The organism is Streptomyces sp. NBC_00310 (genome assembly GCF_036208085.1).
Lineage (GTDB): Bacteria > Actinomycetota > Actinomycetes > Streptomycetales > Streptomycetaceae > Streptomyces.
In genome coordinates this window covers 2265143-2285687 of the sequence record NZ_CP130714.1, presented here as the reverse complement: position 1 = coordinate 2285687, position 20545 = coordinate 2265143, and the positions used below count along the sequence as shown (strand labels likewise).

Sequence of the window (20545 nt, the reverse complement as noted above, 5' to 3'; positions counted from 1 at the left end):
ACTCCCGGCGGAGCTACGCCGCTTCCTTGGCCTTCGACGCATACATGTCCACGTACTCCTGCCCGGACAGCCGCATGACCTCGGTCATCACGGAATCGGTCACCGCCCGCAGCACATACCGATCCCGATCCATCCCCTCGTACCGGGAGAACTCCATCGCCTCACCGAACCGCACCGTCACCCGATGCGGGCGCGGCAGCCCGGCGCCCCCCGGCTGAATCTTGTCCGTCCCGATCATCGCGAAGGGAACGACCGGCGCCCCGGTCATCAACGTCAGCCGGGCGATGCCCGTACGTCCCCGGTACAGACGGCCGTCGGGCGACCGGGTCCCCTCGGGGTAGATGCCGAACACCTTGCCCTCGTCCAGGACCCGACGCCCGGTCATCAGCGCGGCCACCCCGCCGCGGCCGCCGTCGCGGTCGACGGGGATCATGCCGACGCCGGTGAAGAACCAGGCCATCAGGCGGCCCTTGATCCCCTTGCCGGTGACGTACTCGTCCTTGCCGATGAAGAAGACCTGCCGGTCGCAGACCAGCGGCAGGATCATCGAGTCGATGAAGGTCACATGGTTGCCGGCGAGGATCACCGGACCGTCCCCCGGAATATGCTCCGCACCCTCCACCCGTGGGCGGAACATCAGGCGCATGATCGGTCCGAGCACTGCCTTGATGAGCGCGAAGCGGGACAACGGGCCCTCCCATGTCTAGCGTTCCGGTACAAGTCTGTGCAGGTGAGGACGATACTCCCGGCTCACACCCCGACGCACATCGGGTTCACCGAGTGGATACCGACTTTTGACGGGACTTTACCTGCGGTGACGTCGAGGTGGCGGGCTGTCACCGGCCCGAAATGTGACGGACATCGCGCCGCCGAACCGACACTCCGTCACCTTTCGCCTCCGGCGTGACACGAGGCGTCTTCCGCGTGTTCGGTCCCAGGTCTCCCAACGGTCACCTCGGGACACCTACGATCGTCCCGCTTTGACAGGTGCAGGGCATCACGGTGGAGGAGCCGGTCATGGGGACGCAGGAGTCGCGGCAGTCGCAGGACCCGAACGAGCAGGGACGGGGAACGGGCCGGCGGGCGCTGCTCGGTGCCGCGGTCCTCGGCGCGGGCGGAGCGGTGCTCGGCGCGCCGGCCACGGCGAGAGCCGACGAGGCCGCGTCGGGCGCGAAGTCGGGCGGCGGCTACCGCAGTCTGCCGGTACCGACGATCATCGCGCACCGGGGCGCCAGCGGTTACCGTCCGGAGCACACCCTCGGCTCGTACCAGCTCGCCCTCGACATGGGCGCGCACGTCATCGAGCAGGACCTCGTGCCCACCAAGGACGGCCATCTCGTATGCCGGCACGAGAACGACATCACCGGCACGACCGACGTCGCGGCGCACCCCGAGTTCGCCGCGCGGAAGACCACGAAGGTCGTCGACGGCGTCAGCTACACCGGCTGGTTCACCGAGGACTTCACCCTCGCCGAGCTGAAGACCCTGCGCGCCAAGGAGCGCATCCCGGGCAACCGCCAGGAGAACACCCTCTACGACGGCCGCTGGGAGATCCCCTCCTTCGAGGAGGTGCTGCGCTGGGCCGAGAAGGAGGGCAGGAAGCGCGGCAGGCGGATCTGGCTGCACGTCGAGACCAAGCACCCCACCTACTTCCGCAAGCTGGGCCTCGGCCTGGAGGAGCCGCTCGCCAAGCTGCTGCGCAGGTACGACCGGCACCGGAAGAACTCGCCCGTCTTCCTGCAGTCGTTCGAGCCGAGCAGCATCCAGCGCCTGAACCGTCTGGTCGACAGCCCCCTCGTCGTCCTGCTCTCCGGCGCCGCCACCCGCCCCTGGGACTTCGTCGAGGCAGGCGACCCGCGCACCGTCGCCGACCTGGTCAAGCCGGAGGGCCTGGCCTGGATCGCCTCGTACGCCAACGGCATCGGCCCCACGCTCGACCTGATCATCCCGCGGGACTCGGGCGGCAAGCTCACCACGCCGACCACCCTCGTCGCCGACGCCCACGCCGAGGGCCTGATCCTGCACCCCTACACCATGCGCAACGAGAACACCTTCCTGCCCGCGAACTTCCGCAAGGGCACGGACCCCAACGCCTACGGCGACGCCTTCGGCGCGTTCAAGGTGTACTTCGACACCGGCATCGACGGCATCTTCACCGACAACACGGACACGGGCCTGCTGGCCCACGCGGACTTCGTCAACGACTGAGCCCCATGCCCCGATTGGGGTGACTCCCGTCCGCCCCGGCAACCTCGCGCCGGGGCGGCGGCGTCCCGGGGCATATGACCCACGACATGCTCGCCACCCTCCGCCCCCTGCTGGTCGCGGAGGTGTCGGCCGAGGCCCACGCGGCCGGAGCCGAGGCGGGAGACCTGGAACAGGCGGTCTGGCTGCGCCTGCTGGAACGGCTCGACGCCGACGGTCCACCCGAGGACCCCGAGGGCTGGCTGCGCAGCGCCGTCCGCTTCGAGGCCCGTCTGAGCCGCCGCAAGGCCCGGCTGGAACGGCCCTACACCGCCGAGCCCGCCGACGAGCACGCACCCGGCCCCGAGCAGCAGGCGCTCACGGCCGCCCGCCGCCGCGCGCTGTACGCGGCCGTACGCCGGCTCCCCGGCCGCTGCCCCCGGTTGCTGGCGGCCCTGCTGTCCCCGAAGGACCTCACCTACCGTGAGATCGCGGGCGAGTTGGGTATCTCACAGGGCAGCCTCGGCCCGGAACGTTCCAGATGCCTGGGATGTCTGCGGCGATTGCTGGCCGCGGAGGTTGCGGCACCCGAACCGCGGGGATAGGAGTGAAGGACATCGGGTGAGCAGGTGAGCGGGAGGCGTGCACACATGGGCATGAGCGTGACCATCTCGGTGGCGACCGAGCAGGACGCCGAGCAGATCTTCAGGCTGCAGTACCTGTGCTTCCAGAGCGAGGCGGCACTGTACGGCAACTACCGCATCGATCCGCTCGTCCAGAGCCTCGACTCCGTCCGCGAGGAGGTCGCCGCGGACTGTGTGTTCGTGGCCCGGCTGGGTGACGAAGTGGTCGGCTCCGTGCGCGGCGCCCTCGACGGCGACGGCACCGCCGCCATCGGCAAACTCTGCGTCCACCCGCGCCTCCAGGGCCACGGCATCGGCGCGAGGCTTCTCCGCGCCGCCGAGTCGGCCCTCACCGAGGAGCACGGCGTCACCAGGTTCCGCCTCAGCGCCGGCCACCGCAGCGAGGGCAACCTCCGCCTGTACCGCCGAGTCGGTTACGAGACCGTGGGCACCAGCCAGGGCCGGGACGGCGTACCGATGGTGGTGCTGGAGAAGCCGGCGGGAGTGTACGCGGCAACGGCGTGAAAGAGCTTCGGGGCAGCGCGACTTCAGGGGCGATGGGCTGTCTCGATGTGCGGCTCCGCCGCGTGGGCGCGACCAGTCACGAACGGCCCGCGGCCGCCTGACGACCCTCAGGCGGCATCCCCCTGCCGCGCGCTCTTGCGCAGCCAGTACATCGCGGTGACCGGAAGGATCACGGGAATGAACAGATACCCGATCCCGTAGTCCGACCACACCGTCTTGTCCGGAAACGCCGACGGCTCGACCAGTGTCCAGGTGCCGACGATCAGTACGCCCGCCAGTTCCACCGCACAGCAGATGCGTGCGGCCCTCCGGGCGAACTCCCCGCCCCGCACCAGCGAGTACGTGATGAACCCGTACACCACACCGGCCACCGCGGACAGCGAGTAGGCGAGCGGCGCGTGCTCGAACTCGGTCGAGATCTGCACGATCGACCGCGACACCGCGCCGACGACCATCACGCCGTACAGCCACACCAGCAGCATCCCCGGCCCGCTGATCAGCCGCGCCCGCTCGTTCTCCCGTGGTTCGCGGTCCGTGACGGTCACGTCAGCCTCCCCAGATGTCATGGAGCCGCACCTGCAGCACGGCGAGCACGACGCCCCCGGCCGCGACGGTCACACTGCCCCAGCGGGTGCGCTCCGCCAGCGACATGAACCCGGTCACCGGAACGCAGGCGAACGCCCCGAGGAGGTAGGAGACGAAGATCGTGGTCCCCTGCTCCGGCTTCTCCCCACGCGCCAACTGCACGATCCCGACGACCAGTTGCACGAGGGCCAGCACCGACACCACGGCCATGCCGATGAAGTGCCAGTCCTTGGTCGGCTGATCGCGGTACGCGGCCCAGCCGCACCAGGCGGCGAGCAGAAGCGCGGCGACGGCGGTCGTCACCGTCAGGGCAACAAGCATGCCGCGACCCTATTACGGCCCAAAACCCCCGCCGCGCCCGGCCCCGGTCCGGCAAACCCATGCACCGCACATCGTGGCCTTGGCCACAACGGCTCATGCCCACAAGGTGGACGTCACCGCATCGCACCTGCAGGTATGCCTCTCAAAGGCGTCCGCTATACGGACAGCCCTCTCTCACCTGCTCCCTACATCTGCTTTACTGATCTCATGACCACGACGAGCTACCGCACCCTTGCGACCGAGGCGACCCTGACGCCCGGTGCTCGTTGTATGTGTCGAATGTGCGCCTTCTAGAAGGCCCCGCACGCCGTTCCGCGTGACGGACCGAGCCTCCCCGCGCGCATGTTCTCCCCCGGTTCCCTCGCCACCGCGAGAACCGTGTCGCGTCCCTGACCGCTTGCACCCGTGCCCGGGCACACCCACGCCCGCGCACTCGACAGTGACGGAAATCCAGTGATCACCACATCGGGCCTGACGAAGATCTATCGGGCCGACCGAGGTCGCGGCCGCGAGGTCACCGCCCTCGACGGCGTAGACCTGCACGTACGCGAGGGTGAGGTGTACGGCGTGATCGGCCAGTCCGGCGCCGGCAAGTCCTCGCTGATCCGCTGCGTCAACCTCCTCGAACGCCCCACCTCCGGAACCGTGACCGTCGCGGGCCAGGACCTGACCGCCCTGGCCGGCCGGGGCCCCCGCGCCGGCCGGGAACTCCGCCGGGCGCGCAGCCGTATCGGCATGGTCTTCCAGCACTTCAACCTGCTCTCCTCCCGCACCGTCCGGGACAACGTCGAGCTGCCGCTCGAGATCCTCGGCCGGTCGGGCAGGGACCGCTCCCGCAGGGCCCTGGAACTGCTCGACCTCGTCGGCCTCGCCGACAAGGCGAACGCCTACCCGGCCCAGCTCTCCGGCGGCCAGAAGCAGCGCGTCGGCATCGCCCGCGCGCTGGCCGGTGACCCGAAGGTGCTCCTCTCCGACGAGGCCACCAGCGCCCTCGACCCGGAGACCACCCGCTCGATCCTGACGCTGCTGCGCGACCTGAACCGGCAGCTGGGCCTGACCGTCCTGCTCATCACGCACGAGATGGACGTCGTCAAGACGATCTGCGACTCGGCCGCCCTCATGGAGAAGGGCCGCCTCGTCGAGTCCGGCACGGTCAGCGAACTGCTCGCCACCCCCGGCTCCGAACTGGCCGCCGCCCTCTTCCCGGTGGGCGGCGAGGCCTCCGGCGACGACCGCACGGTCCTCGACGTCACCTTCCAGGGCGAGGCCGCGACCCAGCCGGTCATCTCCCAGCTGTCCCGCACCTACAACATCGACATCTCGATCCTCGGCGCCGCCATCGACACCGTCGGCGGCCTCCAGATCGGCCGGATGCGCATCGAACTGCCCGGCCGCTACGAGGACAACGTGGTCCCCATCGGTTTCCTGCGCGAACGGGGCCTGCGCATCGACGTGTTCGGCCAGGACGCCCAGGCGTCCACGCCGGTGAAGGAGGGTGCCAAGTGACCTGGAACGAGATGCAGCCCCTGCTGGAGCAGGCGTGTGGGGACACCCTCTACATGGTCGGCTGGTCCACCCTCATCGCGGTCGTCGGCGGACTCCCGCTCGGCATCCTGCTCGTCCTCACGGACCGGGGCGGCATGCTGCGACACGTCCTCGCCAACAAAATCATCGGGCAGATCGTGAACGTCGCCCGCTCGATGCCGTTCATCATCCTGATGGTCGCGCTGATGGGCTTCACCCGCTGGGTCACCGGCTCGACCATCGGCCGCGAGGCCGCCATCGTGCCGCTCGCCATCGGCGCGATCCCGTTCCTCGCGCGTCTCGTCGAGACGGCCGTCCGCGAAGTCGACCACGGCCTCGTCGAGGCCGTGCAGGCCATGGGCGGCAACACCTGGACCGTCGTCCGCAGGGTCCTCGTCCCCGAGTCCCTGCCCTCGCTGATCTCCTCCGCGACCACGACCGTCGTCGCCCTCATCGGCTACTCGGCCATGGCCGGCACCGTCGGCGCGGGCGGCCTCGGCGACATCGCCATCCGGTACGGCTACCAGCGCTTCGAGACCGAGCTGATGTGGATCACCGTGGCGGTCCTCGCGGTCGTCATCTCCGTCGTCCAGTTCGCCGGCGACCACGCCGCCCGCGCCCTCCACCGGCGCGGCAGCCACTCGGGCGCCGCACCGAGGCTCCGGCTGCTGAAGACCGACTCCACCGCGCCCACGGTCACCAAGGCCTAGCCCGTACCCCGGGCACCCGCAGATGCCCCGTCCCACCCACGACGGGATCGCTCCACCCACAAGGAAAGGCACTTTTCGTGCGTAACACCGTCAAGCTCACCACCGCCGTACTCGCCGCCGGAGCCCTCACCCTCGGGCTCACCGCCTGCGGCGCGGACCAGTCCGACGGCGCGTCCGACACGAGCGGCCCGCTGGTCGTCGCCGCCAGCCCGACCCCGCACGCCGAGATCCTCGACTTCGTGAAGGACAACCTGGCGAAGGACGCGGGCCTGGAGCTGGAGGTCAAGGAGTTCAGCGACTACGTCCTGCAGAACCCGGCGACGGAGGACGGGTCCGTGGACGCCAACTACTTCCAGAACCAGCCGTACCTCGACGACTACAACAAGAAGAACGGCACCGACATCGTGCCCGTCGTCACGGTCCACCTGGAACCCCTCGGCCTCTACTCGAACAAGGTCAAGAGCGCCGACGCCCTCAGGAACGGCGCGACCGTCGCCGTCCCGAACGACACCGTCAACGAGGCACGCGCCCTCAAGCTCCTCGACGCGAGCGGGATCATCACGCTCAAGGACGGCGTCGGCACCGACGCGACCCCCGCCGACATCGCCGAGAACCCGAAGAAGCTCCAGTTCAAGGAGTTGGAGGCGGCCCAGACCCCGCGCTCCCTGGACGACGTCGACGCGGCGGTGATCAACGGCAACTACGCCCTTGAGGCGGACCTCTCGCCCGCCGACGACGCCCTCACCGTCGAGCCCGCCAAGAACAACCCGAACGGCAACTTCCTCGCCGTCAAGAACGGCAACGAGGACGACCCGCGCGTGAAGAAGCTCGCCAAGCTCCTCACCTCCGACGAGGTCAGGAAGTTCATCGAGGACAAGTGGAGCGACGGCTCCGTCATCCCGTCCTTCTGAGCCGACAGCACGTATACGACGTATCGCCACGCACGGGGTCCACTCCCTCACGGCGAGTGGGGCCCCGTGGTGCGGTTCGGTGCTTTCATGCTGCATGCTGGGCAGTTCAGCAGGCCCTCAAAGTTTTCGAAGGTTACGGAGCGGCGCATGATGAGCACCTTTCCCGACATCTCCATCAGCACGGAGCGGTTGGTTCTGCGCCCGTTCGACGAGGACGACATCCAGGCGTTCACCGAGATGATGAACGACGAGCAGGTGATGGCCTGGACCGATGTCCCGCAGCCCTTCACCGAACGCGAGGCGCGTACCTGGATCACCGAGTACGCGCCCACCGAACGCACCTCGGGACGCGGCCTCGACCTCGCGGTCACCGAGTTCCTCACCCAGCGCCTGGTCGGCGTCATCCAGCTGACCAGGACCGACTGGCACGTGCGGGCCACGGAGCTGAGTTACGTCGTCGCCCCCTGGGCGCGCGGCGAGGGCTACGCCTCCGAAGGGGCCCTCGCGACCGCCCGATGGCTGTTCCGCGAGCAGAAGTTCGAACGCATCGAGCTGCGCACCGCCGCCGACAACACCGCCTCCCAGCAGGTCGCGCAGAAGATCGGCTGTATCAGCGAGGGAGTGCTGCGCAACGCCTGCATAGCGCGCGCCCGTACCGCCGACGACCACTGGACCGAGATCCGCACCGACTTCATCGTCTGGAGCCTCCTCCCCGAGGACATCGAGGGCGTCAGCGAGGAACTGGCCGACAGCGGTGGCTTCGGCTACTCGGACTGGAACTGAACGACCCACGGGCACGCGCACGGCCACCGCCCGGCCGCCGGGGCCCACGGTGTCACCGGGTACTCTCACGGGACCCCGTGCGGGCATTCCCGACGACCTGCGAAGACCCTCTGGAGACTGACGAAGATGGCCGACCGGGTCACGGTGATCGGCTGGGACGGCTCTCCCCTGACCGCCGCGGCGCGTTCCGCCCTCGCCGCCGCCACACTGGTCGCCGGCGCGGCCCACCACCTGGCACTGCCCGAGGTGCCCCCGGCCGCCGAACGCATCCGCCTCGGCAGCGTCGCCCTCGCCGCCCGCCGCATCGCCGGCCACCGAGGCACCGCCGTGGTCCTCGCCGACGGCGACCCGGGCTTCTTCGGCGTCGTTCGCACCCTCAGGGCCCCCGAGTTCGGCCTCGAGGTCGAAGTCGTCCCCGGAGTCTCCTCCGTGGCCGCCGCCTTCGCCCGCGCGGGCATGCCCTGGGACGACGCGCAGGTGGTCGTCGCCCACCGCCGTACGCTGCGCCGCGCGGTGAACGTGTGCCGCGCTCACACCAAGGTCGCCGTCCTCACCTCGCCCGGCGCCGGCCCCGCCGAACTGGGCCTGCTCCTCGACGGAGTTCACCGCACCTTCGTGATCTGCGAGGAACTCGGCACCGCACGCGAACGCGTCACCGTCGTCACCTCCGACAAGGCCGTCGACCACACCTGGCGCGACCCCAACCTGGTCATCGTCATAGGCGGCCACGCCTCCGCCGCCGAGGGCGGCGGCTGGCTCGCCGGCCGCGACCCCGGCACCGGACCGCGCGGGCTGACCCTGCCCTCCGGCGTCTACGGCGGCGCCCTGGGCGAGGGCGAGGGCGAACTGCTGCGCTCCTCCCAACTGGCCCGCCTGGGGCCACGTGTGGGCGACCTGGTGTGGGACATCGGCTCCGGCAGCGGCGCCTTCGCCACCGAGGCCGCCCGCTGCGGCGCCGCCGTCATCGCCGTCGACCGCGACCCCGAGGCCTGCGGCCGTACGACCCTCGCCGCCCGCCGCTTCGGCGTACAGCTCCAGGTGGTGCACGGCCCCGCCCCGCACATCCTGGAGAACCTCCCCGAACCCGACGTCGTACGGGTCGGCGGCGGGGGAGCGGCGGTGGTCTCCGCCGTCGCCGATCGCCGCCCGCAGTGCATCGTGACCCACGCCCTCACCCGCCCCGCCGCCGAGCGCATCGGACGCGACCTGACCGAGCACGGATACGAGGTCCGCTGCGAGTTCGTCCAGTCCGTCGAACTCGATACAAGGGCTTGGACGGAGAGGGAACGGAGCGTCGCGTTCCTGCTCAGCGGGACCTTGCCCGAACGTTCCCTGTGATCCGGTTGTCGTACCGGCGCGGTAGGCTGGCCGACTGTCGTACCGCATGGGGACGCCCGGCACTTCGTCGGTCAATGTCCTAAAAACGCGCCCGTTTTGAGGGCGTGTGTGGTACGGCGAAACGGGGAGGACGCGCAACGTGGCGCAGTCCACAGCGGACCGTCGCGGATCAAGCTGTCGCGACGGCGGGACGACGGGGACAATGGCCCTTCAATGGCTTTGTCGACATGCAGCCGGGTCGTCACGTGCCGCTGGGGGCGCACGCTCGTTCTCCACAGTGGGGCGGTAGGTGCGCCGTTCCCGGGCCAGCTGGCATGGAGGCACTAACCGATGGGCGAGGGGTACGCATGACCGACACCGGCCAGGTCCCGGGCGAGGGACTGCCGGAGAGCGCAGGCATGGTGGAGCAGCCGGGCGTCCCTGCGCCGGGTGCGTACACCTACCTCTCCGAGACCACGACCGAGGACGAAGACCTCCTGCTGCCGGGCGCCCAGGGCGCGTGGGGCAACGAAATGCCGCCGCCCGCCCCCGAGCCCGTCGTCCAGGTCGTCCACGAGCCGGGCCCGCACGAGATGTCCGGCCGGGACAGTGGCTCGCTCGACCTCGGCGCCGTCCGCACCCCCGTCGCGACCCCCGTCCCCCAGCCGCCGGTGGCCCGTCGCCCGCTGCACCTCGGTCCGCCCACCCCCGACGCCTCCGCCAGCCCGGTCCGCTCCCTCGCCGACCGAGGCCCGGCGGGCGCCCCCGTCCCTCCCGGCGCCGTACGCAACCCCGGCCCCGAGTACCTCGACGGGCCCCCGCAGCCCGTGTCGCAGTGGGTCGGTGCCCCCGCCCCGGCCGCCCACGCACCGGGAGTGGCCGCAGGGGGAGCGGCCGCAGAAACGGTCGTTCCGCAGGAGGAGCAGGTTTCCGTGGCCGTGGCGGAGGCGCCCTTGGCCGCTGAGGCTCCGCAGGTCGCGGACGTATCCGAGGAGATCCAGGACGCCGAGGCCCTCCACCAGGCCCAGGACGCCGCCTACGCCCTGGCCCAGGAGGCCGCGGTCGCGCAGTTCCGGACCCCGGAGGCCGTGGGGACGCCGGTCGCCGCCGCGCAGTTCCAGGCCCCGGAGACCGCGGAAGTGCCGGATGCCGTCGAAGCGGTTCTGGAGGCGGCCGAAGCACCGGTTGCCGTTCAGGCCGAGGTTCCCCAGGTGGTCGAGGCGCCGGCTGCCGTCGAGGCTCAGGTCCCGGAGGCCGCCGAAGTCTCGGTCGTCGGCCGGACCCCGGATCCGGAGGCCGCCGAGGCCGTGGCCGTCGAGGAGCCCGCGCAGGCTCCGCAGGCCGAGATGCCCCAGCCCGAGGCGGTGCCCTCGACACCCGAGGCCCAGGCTCCCGAAGTCCAGGCTCCCGAGACGCAGGCCTCCGAGGAGGTCGCGCCCGCCGCTCCGGCCGCGCAGGCGCCGGACGCGACACCCTTCCCCCCGGCCGCCCAAGGGCCCGAGCCGGTGCCGGTCCAGACCGTCGCCGAGGCCCAGGACGTCCCCCAGGCTCCGCGAGAGGCCGACGAGGGCGCCGACCCCGCCGACGCGTCCGTACCGGCCCGGCCCACCGAGGCCGGCGCACCGCCGCAGGCCGACGCCGCGGCCGCGTTGCCCGCGCAGGCCGACACGGCGGTGCCGCCGACCGGGGCGGATGAGGCCGAGCAGGGCGCCGCTCCCGACGAGCAGCGGGTGCCGACCGCCGTGGCCGACGAGCAGGCCCTCGCCGCCGTGCCGGATCCGCAGATCGAGACCGCCGCGCCGGACGAGGCGAGGGCGTCCACGGACGAGCAGGCCGTCGGCCTCGCACCGGACACCGCACAGGATGCCGCCCTCGCGCAGGACCCCCAGCAGTCGGCTCAGGTGCCGGTCGCCGAGGAGCCGCAGCCGACGGAGCCCGGGACAGTCGAGGCACCGACCCCGGAGGAAGCCCCTGTGGCGGAGGCCGCACAGCCCCGGCCCGAGGTCATGACCGAGGCGGCTCAGCCGCTGGAGCCCGCGCAGCCGGCCGTCCAGGACTCACAGGCCACCGAGCCGATCACACCCGTCGCGGACGTCGCGAACCAGGACCAGAACCAGGAACAGTTCCAGGACCAGGAACGGGACCAGGTCGCGGTGGCGCAGGCCGCCGAGAACGCCTCGCAGTCGGACTCTGAGCAGCCCCCCGTATCCGAGGCCGTCGTCGAGTCCGAGGCCACGGAGGTGAACCCGGCGGACCAGCCGGCCGACAGCGCGGCTGCCCAGGAGGCCATCCCCGCCGGCCAGTTGACCGGCGAGGCTCCGGCTCCCGCCGAAGCCACGGAGCCCGCGCCCGACCCGTCGGCGGTGGACCCCGCGACCGTGGACCCCTCCGCCACGGAGGCTCCCGGCGCAGAGGCCCCGGCCCCCCTGCCCTCCCGGATCGATGCCCCCCAGGGCGCCGTGGTCCGGACCCCGGCCGAGTCCGCCCCCGACGCCCCGCTCGTGGGCGCCCTCCAGGAGCTCGCGCCCCAGGCCGAGGCGGAGGACGACCAGCCGCTCGGCCGGTTCGTGCCCGTCGACGGCTCCGTGCCGACCACTCCGCATCCGGCCCCGACCCCGCCCCACGGGATGGTGGTCCCGCCGATGCCCGAGGACGACCGGCCAACCCCCGCCGTCGCCGAGTCCTCGGCGGCCGAGGGGCAGCACGAGGTGGTCGAGGGAGCCCCGGAGGCAGAGCGGGAGCCCGTGGCCACGGTCCCCGCCCCCCGGGACTCCGAGGCCGAGACGATCGTCGTACCGCAGCCGCTCGTGGCGGCCGACGCGCACCCGGACGTCGTCCAGAACGGCGAGGACCTGGACACCAGGGCCGCCGACCAAGAGGACCAGCAAGACAGCGAAGCAGCGGCGCCAGAAGCAGAAGCAACAGAAGCAGAAGCAGAAGCAGAAGCAACAGAAGCAGCCGAAGAGAGCACGGCCCCGGTGGAAGAAGCACCCGAAGAAGTACGGGAAGACGTACGGGAAGTACGGCAGCCCACGGGCCCGGCCGCGCCCCCCTACGACGACGCCGAGCGCGAAGCCGTCCTCAGGGTCATGCGCGAACGCCGTGACATCCGCAACGGCTTCCGCAACGACCCGATCCCGCACGACGTGCTGCTCCGCGTCCTGGAGGCCGCCCACACGGCGCCCTCCGTCGGCCACTCGCAGCCCTGGGACTTCGTCGTCATCCGCTCGGCCGAGACGCGCCGCACGATGCACGAACTCGCCCAGCGCCAGCGCGAGGCGTACGCGAAGTCGCTGCCGAAGGGCCGGGCGAAGCAGTTCAAGGAACTGAAGATCGAGGCGATCCTCGACACCCCGGTGAACATCGTCGTCACCGCCGACCCGACCCGTGGCGGCCGCCACACCCTGGGCCGCCACACCCAGCCGCAGATGGCCCCGTACTCCTCCGCCCTCGCGGTCGAGAACCTGTGGCTCGCGGCCCGCGCCGAGGGCCTCGGCGTCGGCTGGGTCAGCTTCTTCGACGAGCGCGAGATGGTCCGCGCCCTCGGCCTGCCCGACCACCTGGAGGTCGTGGCGTACCTGTGCGTCGGATACGTCGACGAGTTCCCGGAGGAGCCCGAGCTGATGCAGGCGGGCTGGGCCAAGCGCCGCCCGCTGTCCTGGGTCGTCCACGAGGAGACGTACGGCCGCCGCGCCCTGCCCGGCGCCGAGCCGCACGACCTGCTCGCCGAGACCGTCGCCGGGATCCGCCCGCTGGACGCCAAGGCGCTCGGCGAGGCGTGGGAGCGCCAGAAGCGCATGACCAAGCCCGCGGGCGCCCTCGGCATGCTGGAGATCATCTCCGCCCAGCTGTCCGGCCTGTCCCGTCAGTGCCCGCCGCCCATCCCGGAGCCCGCGGCCGTCGCGATCTTCGCGGGCGACCACGGTGTCCACGCCCAGGGCGTCACCCCCTGGCCCCAGGAGGTGACGGCCCAGATGGTCGCCAACTTCCTGGGCGGGGGAGCCGTCTGCAACGCCTTCGCCACCCAGGTGGGCGCCGAGGTCTGCGTCGTGGACGTGGGTGTGGCCAGCGACCTCCCGGCCACGCCGGGACTGCTGCCGCGCAAGATCCGCGCCGGTACGTCCGACATGACCACCGGTCCCGCGATGACCCGCGAGGAGGCCAAGCAGGCCATCGAGGTGGGCATCGAGACGGCCCGCGACCTCGTCGCGGCCGGCAACAAGGCGCTCCTCACGGGCGAGATGGGCATCGCCAACACCACGGCCTCGGCCGCCCTGATCGCCGTCTTCACCGGCGCGGACCCCTCCGAGGTCACCGGCCGGGGCACCGGCATCAACGACGAGACCCTCGCCCGCAAGACCGAGGTCGTACGCCGCGCCATCGAGCTCCACCAGCCGGACCCCGCCGACCCCATCGGCGTCCTCGCGGCGATCGGCGGCTTCGAGCACGCGGCCATCGTCGGTCTCCTGCTGGGCGGCGCCTCCCTCCGCACGCCGGTCATCCTCGACGGCGTCAGCGCCGGCGCCGCCGCCCTGGTGGCCCGCGCCATCGCCCCCGAGGTCCTCGCCGCCTGCATCGCGGGCCACCGCAGCGCCGAGCCCGGCCATGTGGCCGCCCTCCAGAAGCTGGGCCTGCGCCCCCTGGTCGACCTCGACCTCCGCCTCGGCGAGGGCACCGGCGCCCTCCTCGCCCTCCCGGTCGTCCAGAGCGCGGCCCGGGCGATGCACGAGGTGGCGACGTTCGACTCGGCGGGGGTAACCGAGAAGTAGGGGAGCGGGTGCCGCGGGTGCTTCTCCGACCCGGCCGAGGTCGTGCCCACCGGGCCGCACTCGGCAACGGTGCTCACTCCCCATCCGGGAAACCGGGGGCAGAGCCCCCGGTTTCGGGAAGGGGTGGGCATGGGGAAAGGAACCCCACCCGCCTCAGCCACCCACCGGACCCGCAGCCTAAAATTCCCACGTCAGGGCCGCTCCAAAGCCGCAGCGCCCCCACCGCACCGCCGCCAGCCCGAGGAGCCGCACCCTCATGGCCGAACACCCCGCCTACCCCGTAGGCCTCCGCCTCACCGGCCGCCGAGTGGTCGTCATCGGCGGCGGCCAGGTCGCCCAACGCCGTCTCCCCGCCCTCATCGCGGCCGGCGCCGACATCGTCCTCGTGTCCCCGAGCGCGACCCCCTCCGTGGAGGCGATGGCGGACGCGGGCGAGCTGACCTGGGAGAAGCGCCGCTACGCGGAGGGCGACCTGGCCGAGGCCTGGTACGTCCTGATCGCCACCGGCGACCCGGAGGCGAACGCCCGTGCGTCCGCCGAAGCGGAGCGGCACCGCATCTGGTGCGTCCGCTCGGACAACGCCGAGGAAGCCACCGCCTGGACCCCGGCGACCGGCCACAGCGAGGGCGTCACGGTCGCCGTCCTGACCGCCCGCGCCGAGGGCCGCGACCCCCGCCACACCGCCGCCATCCGCGACGCGGTCGTCGAGGGCCTGCGCGACGGCACCCTCGTCGCCCCCCACCACCGCACCCGCACCCCCGGTGTCTCCCTCGTCGGCGGCGGCCCCGGCGACCCGGACCTGATCACCGTCCGCGGCCGTCGCCTCCTCGCCGAGGCCGACGTCGTCATCGCCGACCGCCTGGGCCCGCGCGACCTGCTCGCCGAACTCCCGCCCCACGTCGAGGTGATCGACGCGGCGAAGATCCCGTACGGCCGTTTCATGGCGCAGGAAGCGATCAACAACGCGCTGATCGAGCACGCGAAGCAGGGCAAGTCGGTCGTACGCCTCAAGGGTGGCGACCCGTACGTCTTCGGCCGTGGCATGGAGGAGCTCCAGGCCCTCGCCGAGGCGGGCATCCCCTGCACGGTCGTCCCCGGCATCTCCAGCTCGATCTCCGTCCCGAGCGCGGCCGGCATCCCGGTCACCCACCGGGGTGTCGCCCACGAGTTCACCGTGGTCAGCGGCCATGTGGCCCCCGACGACGAGCGCTCCCTGGTCGACTGGCCCGCCCTCGCCCGGCTGACCGGCACCCTCGTGATCCTCATGGGCGTCGACAAGATCGGCCGGATCGCCGAGACCCTGGTCGCGAACGGAAAGTCCCCGGACACCCCGGTCGCCCTGGTCCAGGAGGGCACCACCGCCGCCCAGCGCCGGGTCGACGCGACCCTCGCCACGGTCGCCGAGACCGTGCGTACGCAGGAGGTCAAGCCGCCGGCGGTGATCGTCATCGGAGAGGTCGTGAACGTGGGCCCCGAGGTGAACGCCTGATTCCGTTCGGAGACCCCGGACCGCAGTACGTAACCACGGGTAACCCAACCCGTCCCAAGCCGTTGGCACCACACCCAGGACAAGGCAGTATCACCCTGTGGCCGATCTCATCACCGTTGAGGATCCCGACGACCCGCGCCTGCGCGACTACACCGGCCTGACCGACGTGGAGCTGCGCCGTAGGCGCGAACCCGCCGAGGGCCTGTTCATCGCCGAGGGTGAGAAGGTCATCAGACGGGCCAAGGAAGCCGGCTACGAGATGCGCTCGATGCTGCTCTCCGCCAAGTGGGTCGACGTCATGCACGACGTCATCGACGAACTCCCGGCCCCCGTCTACGCGGTCAGCCCCGAGCTCGCCGAACAGGTGACCGGCTATCACGTGCACCGGGGCGCCCTCGCCTCCATGCAGCGCAAGCCCCTGCCGACCGCCGACCAGCTCCTGGGAGCCGCCCGCCGGGTCGTGATCATGGAGTCGGTCAACGACCACACCAACATCGGCGCGATCTTCCGTTCGGCCGCCGCCCTCGGCATGGACGCGGTCCTGCTCTCCCCGGACTGCGCCGATCCGCTCTACCGTCGCAGCGTCAAGGTCTCCATGGGCGCGGTCTTCTCCGTCCCGTACGCCCGCCTGGATTCCTGGCCCAAGGGTCTCGACGCGGTCCGCGACGCCGGCTTCACCCTGCTCGCCCTGACCCCGGACGAGAAGGCGAAGTCCCTCGACGAGACCGCCCCGCACCGCATGGACCGCGTGGCCCTCATGCTCGGCGCCGAGGGCGACGGCCTCTCCACCAAGGCCCTCATGTCCGCCGACGAATGGGTCCGCATCCCCATGGCCCACGGCGTCGACTCCCTCAACGTGGGCGCGGCAGCGGCAGTCGCCTTCTACGCGGTGGCGACGGGGCGCCCACAACTCTGAAGGGGGCTGAGCCACAGCCCCGCAAGGGACGCGGGTAACTGCGCGACCAGCCTCCTACGACCCGCAGCGCACCGCCGACCCGCAGTCCCGAGCTCTGTCCTTTCGCCGCCCGGGGCAAGGAGTCAGTCGCCGTCCAACCCCTCAAACGGCTGCTCCTGCCGGAGGCCATCCCCACCGAGCCCTCGCGACGGCCCCTGACACCCCTGTGCCGTAGCGATCCCGAGCGCCGCCAGCAACGTCACCACGACGAACACCACGATCCGCTGACGCAGCAACCGAGGATTGGCCGGCCGTCGCCCCGTCCCGTTGGTCCGTGGCCCCGACCGCCCCGCGCCACGGCGCGGCGCGGGCCGCCTCCCGGACCCGGTGGTGTTTCGGGCCGGCGCGCCCCGCGCCCCGGGCCGCGATCCACCGCCGGTCCGCGCACCGGCCCCGCCCGTGCGGGAACCGTTTCGGGGCGGCGGCGTGCCGGGCGCACCCGACCTGCCCGGCTGCGTCCCACGGGGCTCCGGCGGCTGCCGCAGCGTGCGCTGCTCGACGTACTGCTCCGCGAGCCGCCCCGAGGGCCGGTCCGGATCCGTACGCGGCGCCGGCGGCCGGACATCCGCAAGGCCCTGCGCCTCACGGGCGGCGATCTCCTTGAGCCGCAGCGACAGTTGCAGTGTGCTCGGCCGCTCCTCCGGGTCCTTCGCCAGACAGGCGCGGACGAGGGGGGCGAGCGCGTCGGGCACCCCGCGCAGCTGCGCCTCCTCGTGCACCACCCGGTAGAGCATGACCTCCGAACTGCCCTGTCCGAAGGGCGAGTCGGAGGTCGCCGCGTAGGCGAGTGTGGCGCCGAGGGAGAAGACGTCCGTGGCCGGTGTCACCGCGGCCCCGCGTACCTGTTCGGGTGCGAGGAATCCGGGCGATCCCACGGCCGTACCGACATGGGTCAGGGTCGAGGCCCCGGTCGCCCACGCGATACCGAAGTCGATGATCCGCGGCCCCTTCGGGGACAGCAGGATGTTGGACGGCTTCAGATCCCGGTGTACGACACCGGCCTCGTGCACGGCCACGAGCCCCTCGGAGAGGGCGGCGCCGACGGCGGCCACATCGGCGGCCGACATGGGTCCCTCCTCGGCGACCTTGTCGTGCAGCGAGGGCCCCGGTACGTACTGGGTGGCGAACCACGGCCGGTCCGCCTCCAGATCGGCGGCGACCAGCCGGGCGGTGCACCCGCCCCTGATCCGCCGCGCCGCCGACACCTCGCGCGCGAAGCGCGACCGGAACTCCTGATCCTCCGCCAGATCCGGCCGGATCACCTTGAGCGCGACGCGCTGTCCACGCCGGTCGGAGCCCAGGTAGACGACGCCCATTCCGCCCGCGCCGAGCCGTCTGTGGATCCTGAACGAGCCGACGACGCGCGGGTCCTCGCGCCTCAGGCGCATCATCGCCATGTTCATCCCCGCTGCCCGTTCCGTCTGACGAGCCACAGCTTACGTTTCCACGGCCGGGCGTGCGCAGAGGCCGCGCCCTCGCGACCCGATCGATTGTCAGTGCCGGGTGGGAAACTTGAAGAGTGGTCAGGGAACAGCAGTTCGGGGCGGTGTTGGGCTCCTCTTGATCCCAACCAGCCACCACAGAAGGGGGATTGAACCCGTGAAGGGTGACCGAGTGGAGATAGTCGTGGACGCCGGGGACACGACGCGCACCTACGAGGTGATCGCGAGCAGGGCGGGCCGCCGGGTGGAGACCGCGGTACGGCGAGGTGTCGTGGAAGTGAGCGAAGTCACCCGCAACGGATCGGTGGTCCGGACGGCCCGGTTCATGGCGAACAGGGTCCTGGCGCTGGTCGAGCAGCCGGTGCCGCGCGAGGACGGCTCGGAGCGGACGGCGTAACACAAGGGGCAGACCGGACGTCCCTTCCGGGAAGACCCCGAGACCTGGGGCCTCGTCTCCACCCTGGGGAGTACGTCGCAGGTCATCGCTCATCCTCGGGGAGGCCCGGCAATCGATACGAGGGCATGACGACCCGCGCCCGCCGCCCGCCTAGATTTGAGGTCAAGCGGCGGGTGCAGCACTCGTCCCCCGAGGTCAGACACCCGCCGCTGCCAACCACAAGCAACACCGACGAGAAGGTCAGAGGAGGGACCATGGCCCACACGGCACCGCGGACCGCGATCCGCACACGGGAGCGCAGGACGTTCACCGCCGACCGCCGTCCGGGTCGTCGCCACCCCTTGGTGGCGACCGCGATGGTCCTTCCCCTGGCGGCCCTGCTCGTGTACGCCTTCGGCGGCTGGGAAGCAGTGGTCACACAAGCGTCGTCCGTGGGTGTGATGCTGGGGCGCTGAGCGGCGACCCCAGGCCCGGAAGAGCGGTCCGGGCGGGGACATCCATCCATGAAACCCCGTGGGGACGGGGGTGCGGCGGACGGCAATAGACGCCCGCGCAGCTGGGGAGCTGCGCGGGCGTCGTCGTGCCCCCAGCCCCTCGACGCCCGCAGCCGCTACCGACCACCCTGACGGCGGGCATCCCCTTCCACCGGCGCGGCGCCCCCCGGCAGCGGAAGGAAGGGCCCCGCCTGTACGCGCTGCGGGCGTTCGTGGCACGGATGCGGAGCCCATCCGGCAGTGGCGGGGGCCGGGTCCGCCGGTCCTGATCGCGGGCGTTCGTGGCGCTGGGGGTGAGCCCACCCCGGCAGTGGCGGGGGCCGGGTCCGCCGGTCCTGACTGCGGGCAATCGTGCCGCTGGGGCGGCACGGGTGGGCGCGGCGGCGCCTCGTGACCGCCGAGCGGAACCCTCGGCCCGCCCCAGCTCACGGCACCCGGCTGCGTAGGCTCTCGCTCAGCATCGCCGTACGACTTTCGCAGGGGGACCCATGACCGCCACCGCCGATGCCGACGTACTCCCCGCCCTCAGGGCCAAGGTGCGCAGCGCGGCCCACCCCGAATCCACCCCCTGCTCCCATCCCGACACGGTCCTCGCGGAACGCGCCGACGGCACAGTCGTCCGCCACGCCGACACGGTCGCCAAGGCCCACGCCCCCGACACCGACCCCGCCCACCTCACCCTCCGCCTGACCGCCGCCACCTCCCACCCCGACATCCTCCTCGCCCCCCTCCGCCCCACCCCCGCCCCTCTCCACGGCCGCCTCGTCACGTTCTGGCCGTACGGCACCCCGGTCGACCCCGACACTCCGGAGGCCGCCCCCTGGGAGGAGGCCGCCATGCTCCTCGCCCGCCTCCACCGGCAGCCGCCACCCCGGGGCCTGCCGCCCATGCGAGGCCCCGCCAAGGCCGCCCAGGCCATCGCCCGCCTCAGGGCCACCGCCCCCCACCATCCCGCCACAGACCGGATACTCCGCGCCTGGCACACCCTCCCCGCCTGGGCCAGGGCCGAGGCCCCCATGCCCGACTCGACCACCCTCTGCCACGGCGACCTGCACCTCGGCCAACTGGTCCGCCACCCGGCGCCCCTCGGCCCCTGGCGACTCATAGACGTCGACGACCTGGGCGTGGGCGTCCCCGCCTGGGACCTCGCCCGCCCGGCCGCCTGGTTCGCCTGCGGCCTCCTGCACCCCGACGCGTGGACGCGCTTTCTCACCGCGTACCAGCGGGCCGACGGCCCCGCCGTCCCCGCGAACGGCGACCCCTGGCCCGTACTGGACGTACCGGCCCGCGCACTCACCGTACAGAGCGCCGCCCTCGCGATCGCGAAGTCCACGGCGGCCGGCCTGCCCCTCGACGACGCGCAGCGGTCCGTTGTGGACGCCTGTGACCGAATGGGAGGCATCCCGCCGGAGTTGGCAGGCCCTTTCCCGAAGTAGGGTGCAACCGACCGCAGCCGGACAGTGTCTGTCCTGGCGTAACGCGAAGCAGCGAAGCGGTACCGAACGCCGAGGAGTTG

The 20545-nt window shown here is 72.0% G+C and carries 18 protein-coding genes; 14 read left to right on the top strand and 4 right to left on the bottom strand.

The features are described 5' to 3' along the window. Positions 1-13: 13 nt before the first annotated feature. Positions 14-688: a lysophospholipid acyltransferase family protein gene (locus OG202_RS10130; protein ID WP_326584049.1), complete on the bottom strand. Its 675-nt coding sequence runs from the start codon at positions 686-688 to the stop codon at positions 14-16. A 329-nt stretch (positions 689-1017) separates the two neighbouring features. Here OG202_RS10130 and OG202_RS10125 point away from each other — a divergent pair, with 329 nt between their 5' ends. From OG202_RS10125 to OG202_RS10115, 3 genes are all read left to right on the top strand, one after another. After that, positions 1018-2208 (top strand): glycerophosphodiester phosphodiesterase, encoded by a 1191-nt coding sequence (locus tag OG202_RS10125; RefSeq protein WP_326584050.1) that lies wholly within the window; start codon positions 1018-1020, stop codon positions 2206-2208. 74 nt (positions 2209-2282) lie between these two features. Beyond that, on the top strand, positions 2283-2789 hold the full coding sequence (locus tag OG202_RS10120) for an RNA polymerase sigma factor (RefSeq protein WP_326584051.1): 507 nt from the start codon (positions 2283-2285) through the stop codon (positions 2787-2789). A 45-nt stretch (positions 2790-2834) separates the two neighbouring features. Further along, a complete protein-coding gene (locus OG202_RS10115) occupies positions 2835-3332 on the top strand; it encodes a GNAT family N-acetyltransferase (protein WP_326584052.1) in 498 nt (165 codons plus the stop codon). A gap of 107 nt (positions 3333-3439) precedes the next feature. On the opposite strand, the gene OG202_RS10110 is transcribed toward OG202_RS10115, so the two are convergent. Then, positions 3440-3898 (bottom strand): hypothetical protein, encoded by a 459-nt coding sequence (locus tag OG202_RS10110; RefSeq protein WP_326584053.1) that lies wholly within the window; start codon positions 3896-3898, stop codon positions 3440-3442. Next, positions 3879-4238, bottom strand: a complete 360-nt coding sequence (locus OG202_RS10105) for a hypothetical protein (protein WP_326584054.1) — start codon at positions 4236-4238, stop codon at positions 3879-3881. Before OG202_RS10105 ends, OG202_RS10110 begins: the two co-directional genes overlap by 20 nt. Positions 4239-4691: 453 nt before the next feature. Between OG202_RS10105 and OG202_RS10100 the strand changes: the two genes are divergently transcribed. From OG202_RS10100 to OG202_RS10065, 8 genes are all read left to right on the top strand, one after another. Beyond that, entirely contained in the window at positions 4692-5744 is a 1053-nt protein-coding gene (locus OG202_RS10100; protein ID WP_326584055.1) for a methionine ABC transporter ATP-binding protein, read from the top strand. After that, the gene (locus OG202_RS10095) at positions 5741-6472 is read left to right on the top strand and encodes a methionine ABC transporter permease (protein WP_327730556.1); all 732 of its coding nucleotides are present in this window, start codon (positions 5741-5743) and stop codon (positions 6470-6472) included. Before OG202_RS10100 ends, OG202_RS10095 begins: the two co-directional genes overlap by 4 nt. Before the next feature lie 77 nt (positions 6473-6549). Then, complete coding sequence (locus tag OG202_RS10090) at positions 6550-7383, top strand: MetQ/NlpA family ABC transporter substrate-binding protein (protein WP_326584057.1); 834 nt, start codon at positions 6550-6552, stop codon at positions 7381-7383. A 147-nt stretch (positions 7384-7530) separates the two neighbouring features. After that, positions 7531-8166 (top strand): GNAT family N-acetyltransferase, encoded by a 636-nt coding sequence (locus tag OG202_RS10085; RefSeq protein ID WP_326584058.1) that lies wholly within the window; start codon positions 7531-7533, stop codon positions 8164-8166. A gap of 126 nt (positions 8167-8292) precedes the next feature. Next, on the top strand, positions 8293-9504 hold the full coding sequence (gene cbiE / locus OG202_RS10080) for a precorrin-6y C5,15-methyltransferase (decarboxylating) subunit CbiE (protein ID WP_326584059.1): 1212 nt from the start codon (positions 8293-8295) through the stop codon (positions 9502-9504). Positions 9505-9851: 347 nt separating this feature from the next. Next, on the top strand, positions 9852-14252 hold the full coding sequence (gene cobT / locus OG202_RS10075; RefSeq protein ID WP_327730558.1) for a nicotinate-nucleotide--dimethylbenzimidazole phosphoribosyltransferase: 4401 nt from the start codon (positions 9852-9854) through the stop codon (positions 14250-14252). Between the two features lie 256 nt (positions 14253-14508). Then, on the top strand, positions 14509-15741 hold the full coding sequence (gene cobA / locus OG202_RS10070) for a uroporphyrinogen-III C-methyltransferase (protein WP_327730559.1): 1233 nt from the start codon (positions 14509-14511) through the stop codon (positions 15739-15741). A 97-nt stretch (positions 15742-15838) separates the two neighbouring features. Beyond that, the gene (locus OG202_RS10065) at positions 15839-16657 is read left to right on the top strand and encodes a TrmH family RNA methyltransferase (protein WP_326584062.1); all 819 of its coding nucleotides are present in this window, start codon (positions 15839-15841) and stop codon (positions 16655-16657) included. A 122-nt stretch (positions 16658-16779) separates the two neighbouring features. On the opposite strand, the gene OG202_RS10060 is transcribed toward OG202_RS10065, so the two are convergent. Beyond that, entirely contained in the window at positions 16780-18099 is a 1320-nt protein-coding gene (locus OG202_RS10060; RefSeq protein ID WP_326585901.1) for a serine/threonine-protein kinase, read from the bottom strand. A 196-nt stretch (positions 18100-18295) separates the two neighbouring features. On the opposite strand from OG202_RS10060, the gene OG202_RS10055 reads away from it, so the two are divergent. From OG202_RS10055 to OG202_RS10045, 3 genes are all read left to right on the top strand, one after another. Then, complete coding sequence (locus OG202_RS10055) at positions 18296-18535, top strand: hypothetical protein (RefSeq protein WP_033532621.1); 240 nt, start codon at positions 18296-18298, stop codon at positions 18533-18535. A gap of 254 nt (positions 18536-18789) precedes the next feature. After that, complete coding sequence (locus tag OG202_RS10050; protein WP_020114444.1) at positions 18790-18990, top strand: hypothetical protein; 201 nt, start codon at positions 18790-18792, stop codon at positions 18988-18990. A 527-nt stretch (positions 18991-19517) separates the two neighbouring features. Beyond that, positions 19518-20465: a phosphotransferase family protein gene (locus OG202_RS10045; RefSeq protein ID WP_328222615.1), complete on the top strand. Its 948-nt coding sequence runs from the start codon at positions 19518-19520 to the stop codon at positions 20463-20465. Positions 20466-20545 lie beyond the last annotated feature (80 nt).

Excerpts from the sequence above, each read along its gene's own strand:
- OG202_RS10125 (WP_326584050.1), top strand. The coding sequence starts at position 1,018 with ATGGGGACGCAGGAGTCGCGGCAGTCGCAGGACCCGAACGAGCAGGGA.
- OG202_RS10120 (WP_326584051.1), top strand. The coding sequence starts at position 2,283 with ATGACCCACGACATGCTCGCCACCCTCCGCCCCCTGCTGGTCGCGGAG.
- OG202_RS10060 (WP_326585901.1), bottom strand. The coding sequence starts at position 18,099 with ATGAACATGGCGATGATGCGCCTGAGGCGCGAGGACCCGCGCGTCGTC.
- OG202_RS10115 (WP_326584052.1), top strand. The coding sequence starts at position 2,835 with ATGGGCATGAGCGTGACCATCTCGGTGGCGACCGAGCAGGACGCCGAG.
- OG202_RS10050 (WP_020114444.1), top strand. The coding sequence starts at position 18,790 with ATGGCCCACACGGCACCGCGGACCGCGATCCGCACACGGGAGCGCAGG.
- cbiE (WP_326584059.1), top strand. The coding sequence starts at position 8,293 with ATGGCCGACCGGGTCACGGTGATCGGCTGGGACGGCTCTCCCCTGACC.
- OG202_RS10045 (WP_328222615.1), top strand. The coding sequence starts at position 19,518 with ATGACCGCCACCGCCGATGCCGACGTACTCCCCGCCCTCAGGGCCAAG.
- OG202_RS10110 (WP_326584053.1), bottom strand. The coding sequence starts at position 3,898 with ATGACATCTGGGGAGGCTGACGTGACCGTCACGGACCGCGAACCACGG.
- OG202_RS10105 (WP_326584054.1), bottom strand. The coding sequence starts at position 4,238 with ATGCTTGTTGCCCTGACGGTGACGACCGCCGTCGCCGCGCTTCTGCTC.
- OG202_RS10085 (WP_326584058.1), top strand. The coding sequence starts at position 7,531 with ATGATGAGCACCTTTCCCGACATCTCCATCAGCACGGAGCGGTTGGTT.
- cobA (WP_327730559.1), top strand. The coding sequence starts at position 14,509 with ATGGCCGAACACCCCGCCTACCCCGTAGGCCTCCGCCTCACCGGCCGC.
- cobT (WP_327730558.1), top strand. The coding sequence starts at position 9,852 with ATGACCGACACCGGCCAGGTCCCGGGCGAGGGACTGCCGGAGAGCGCA.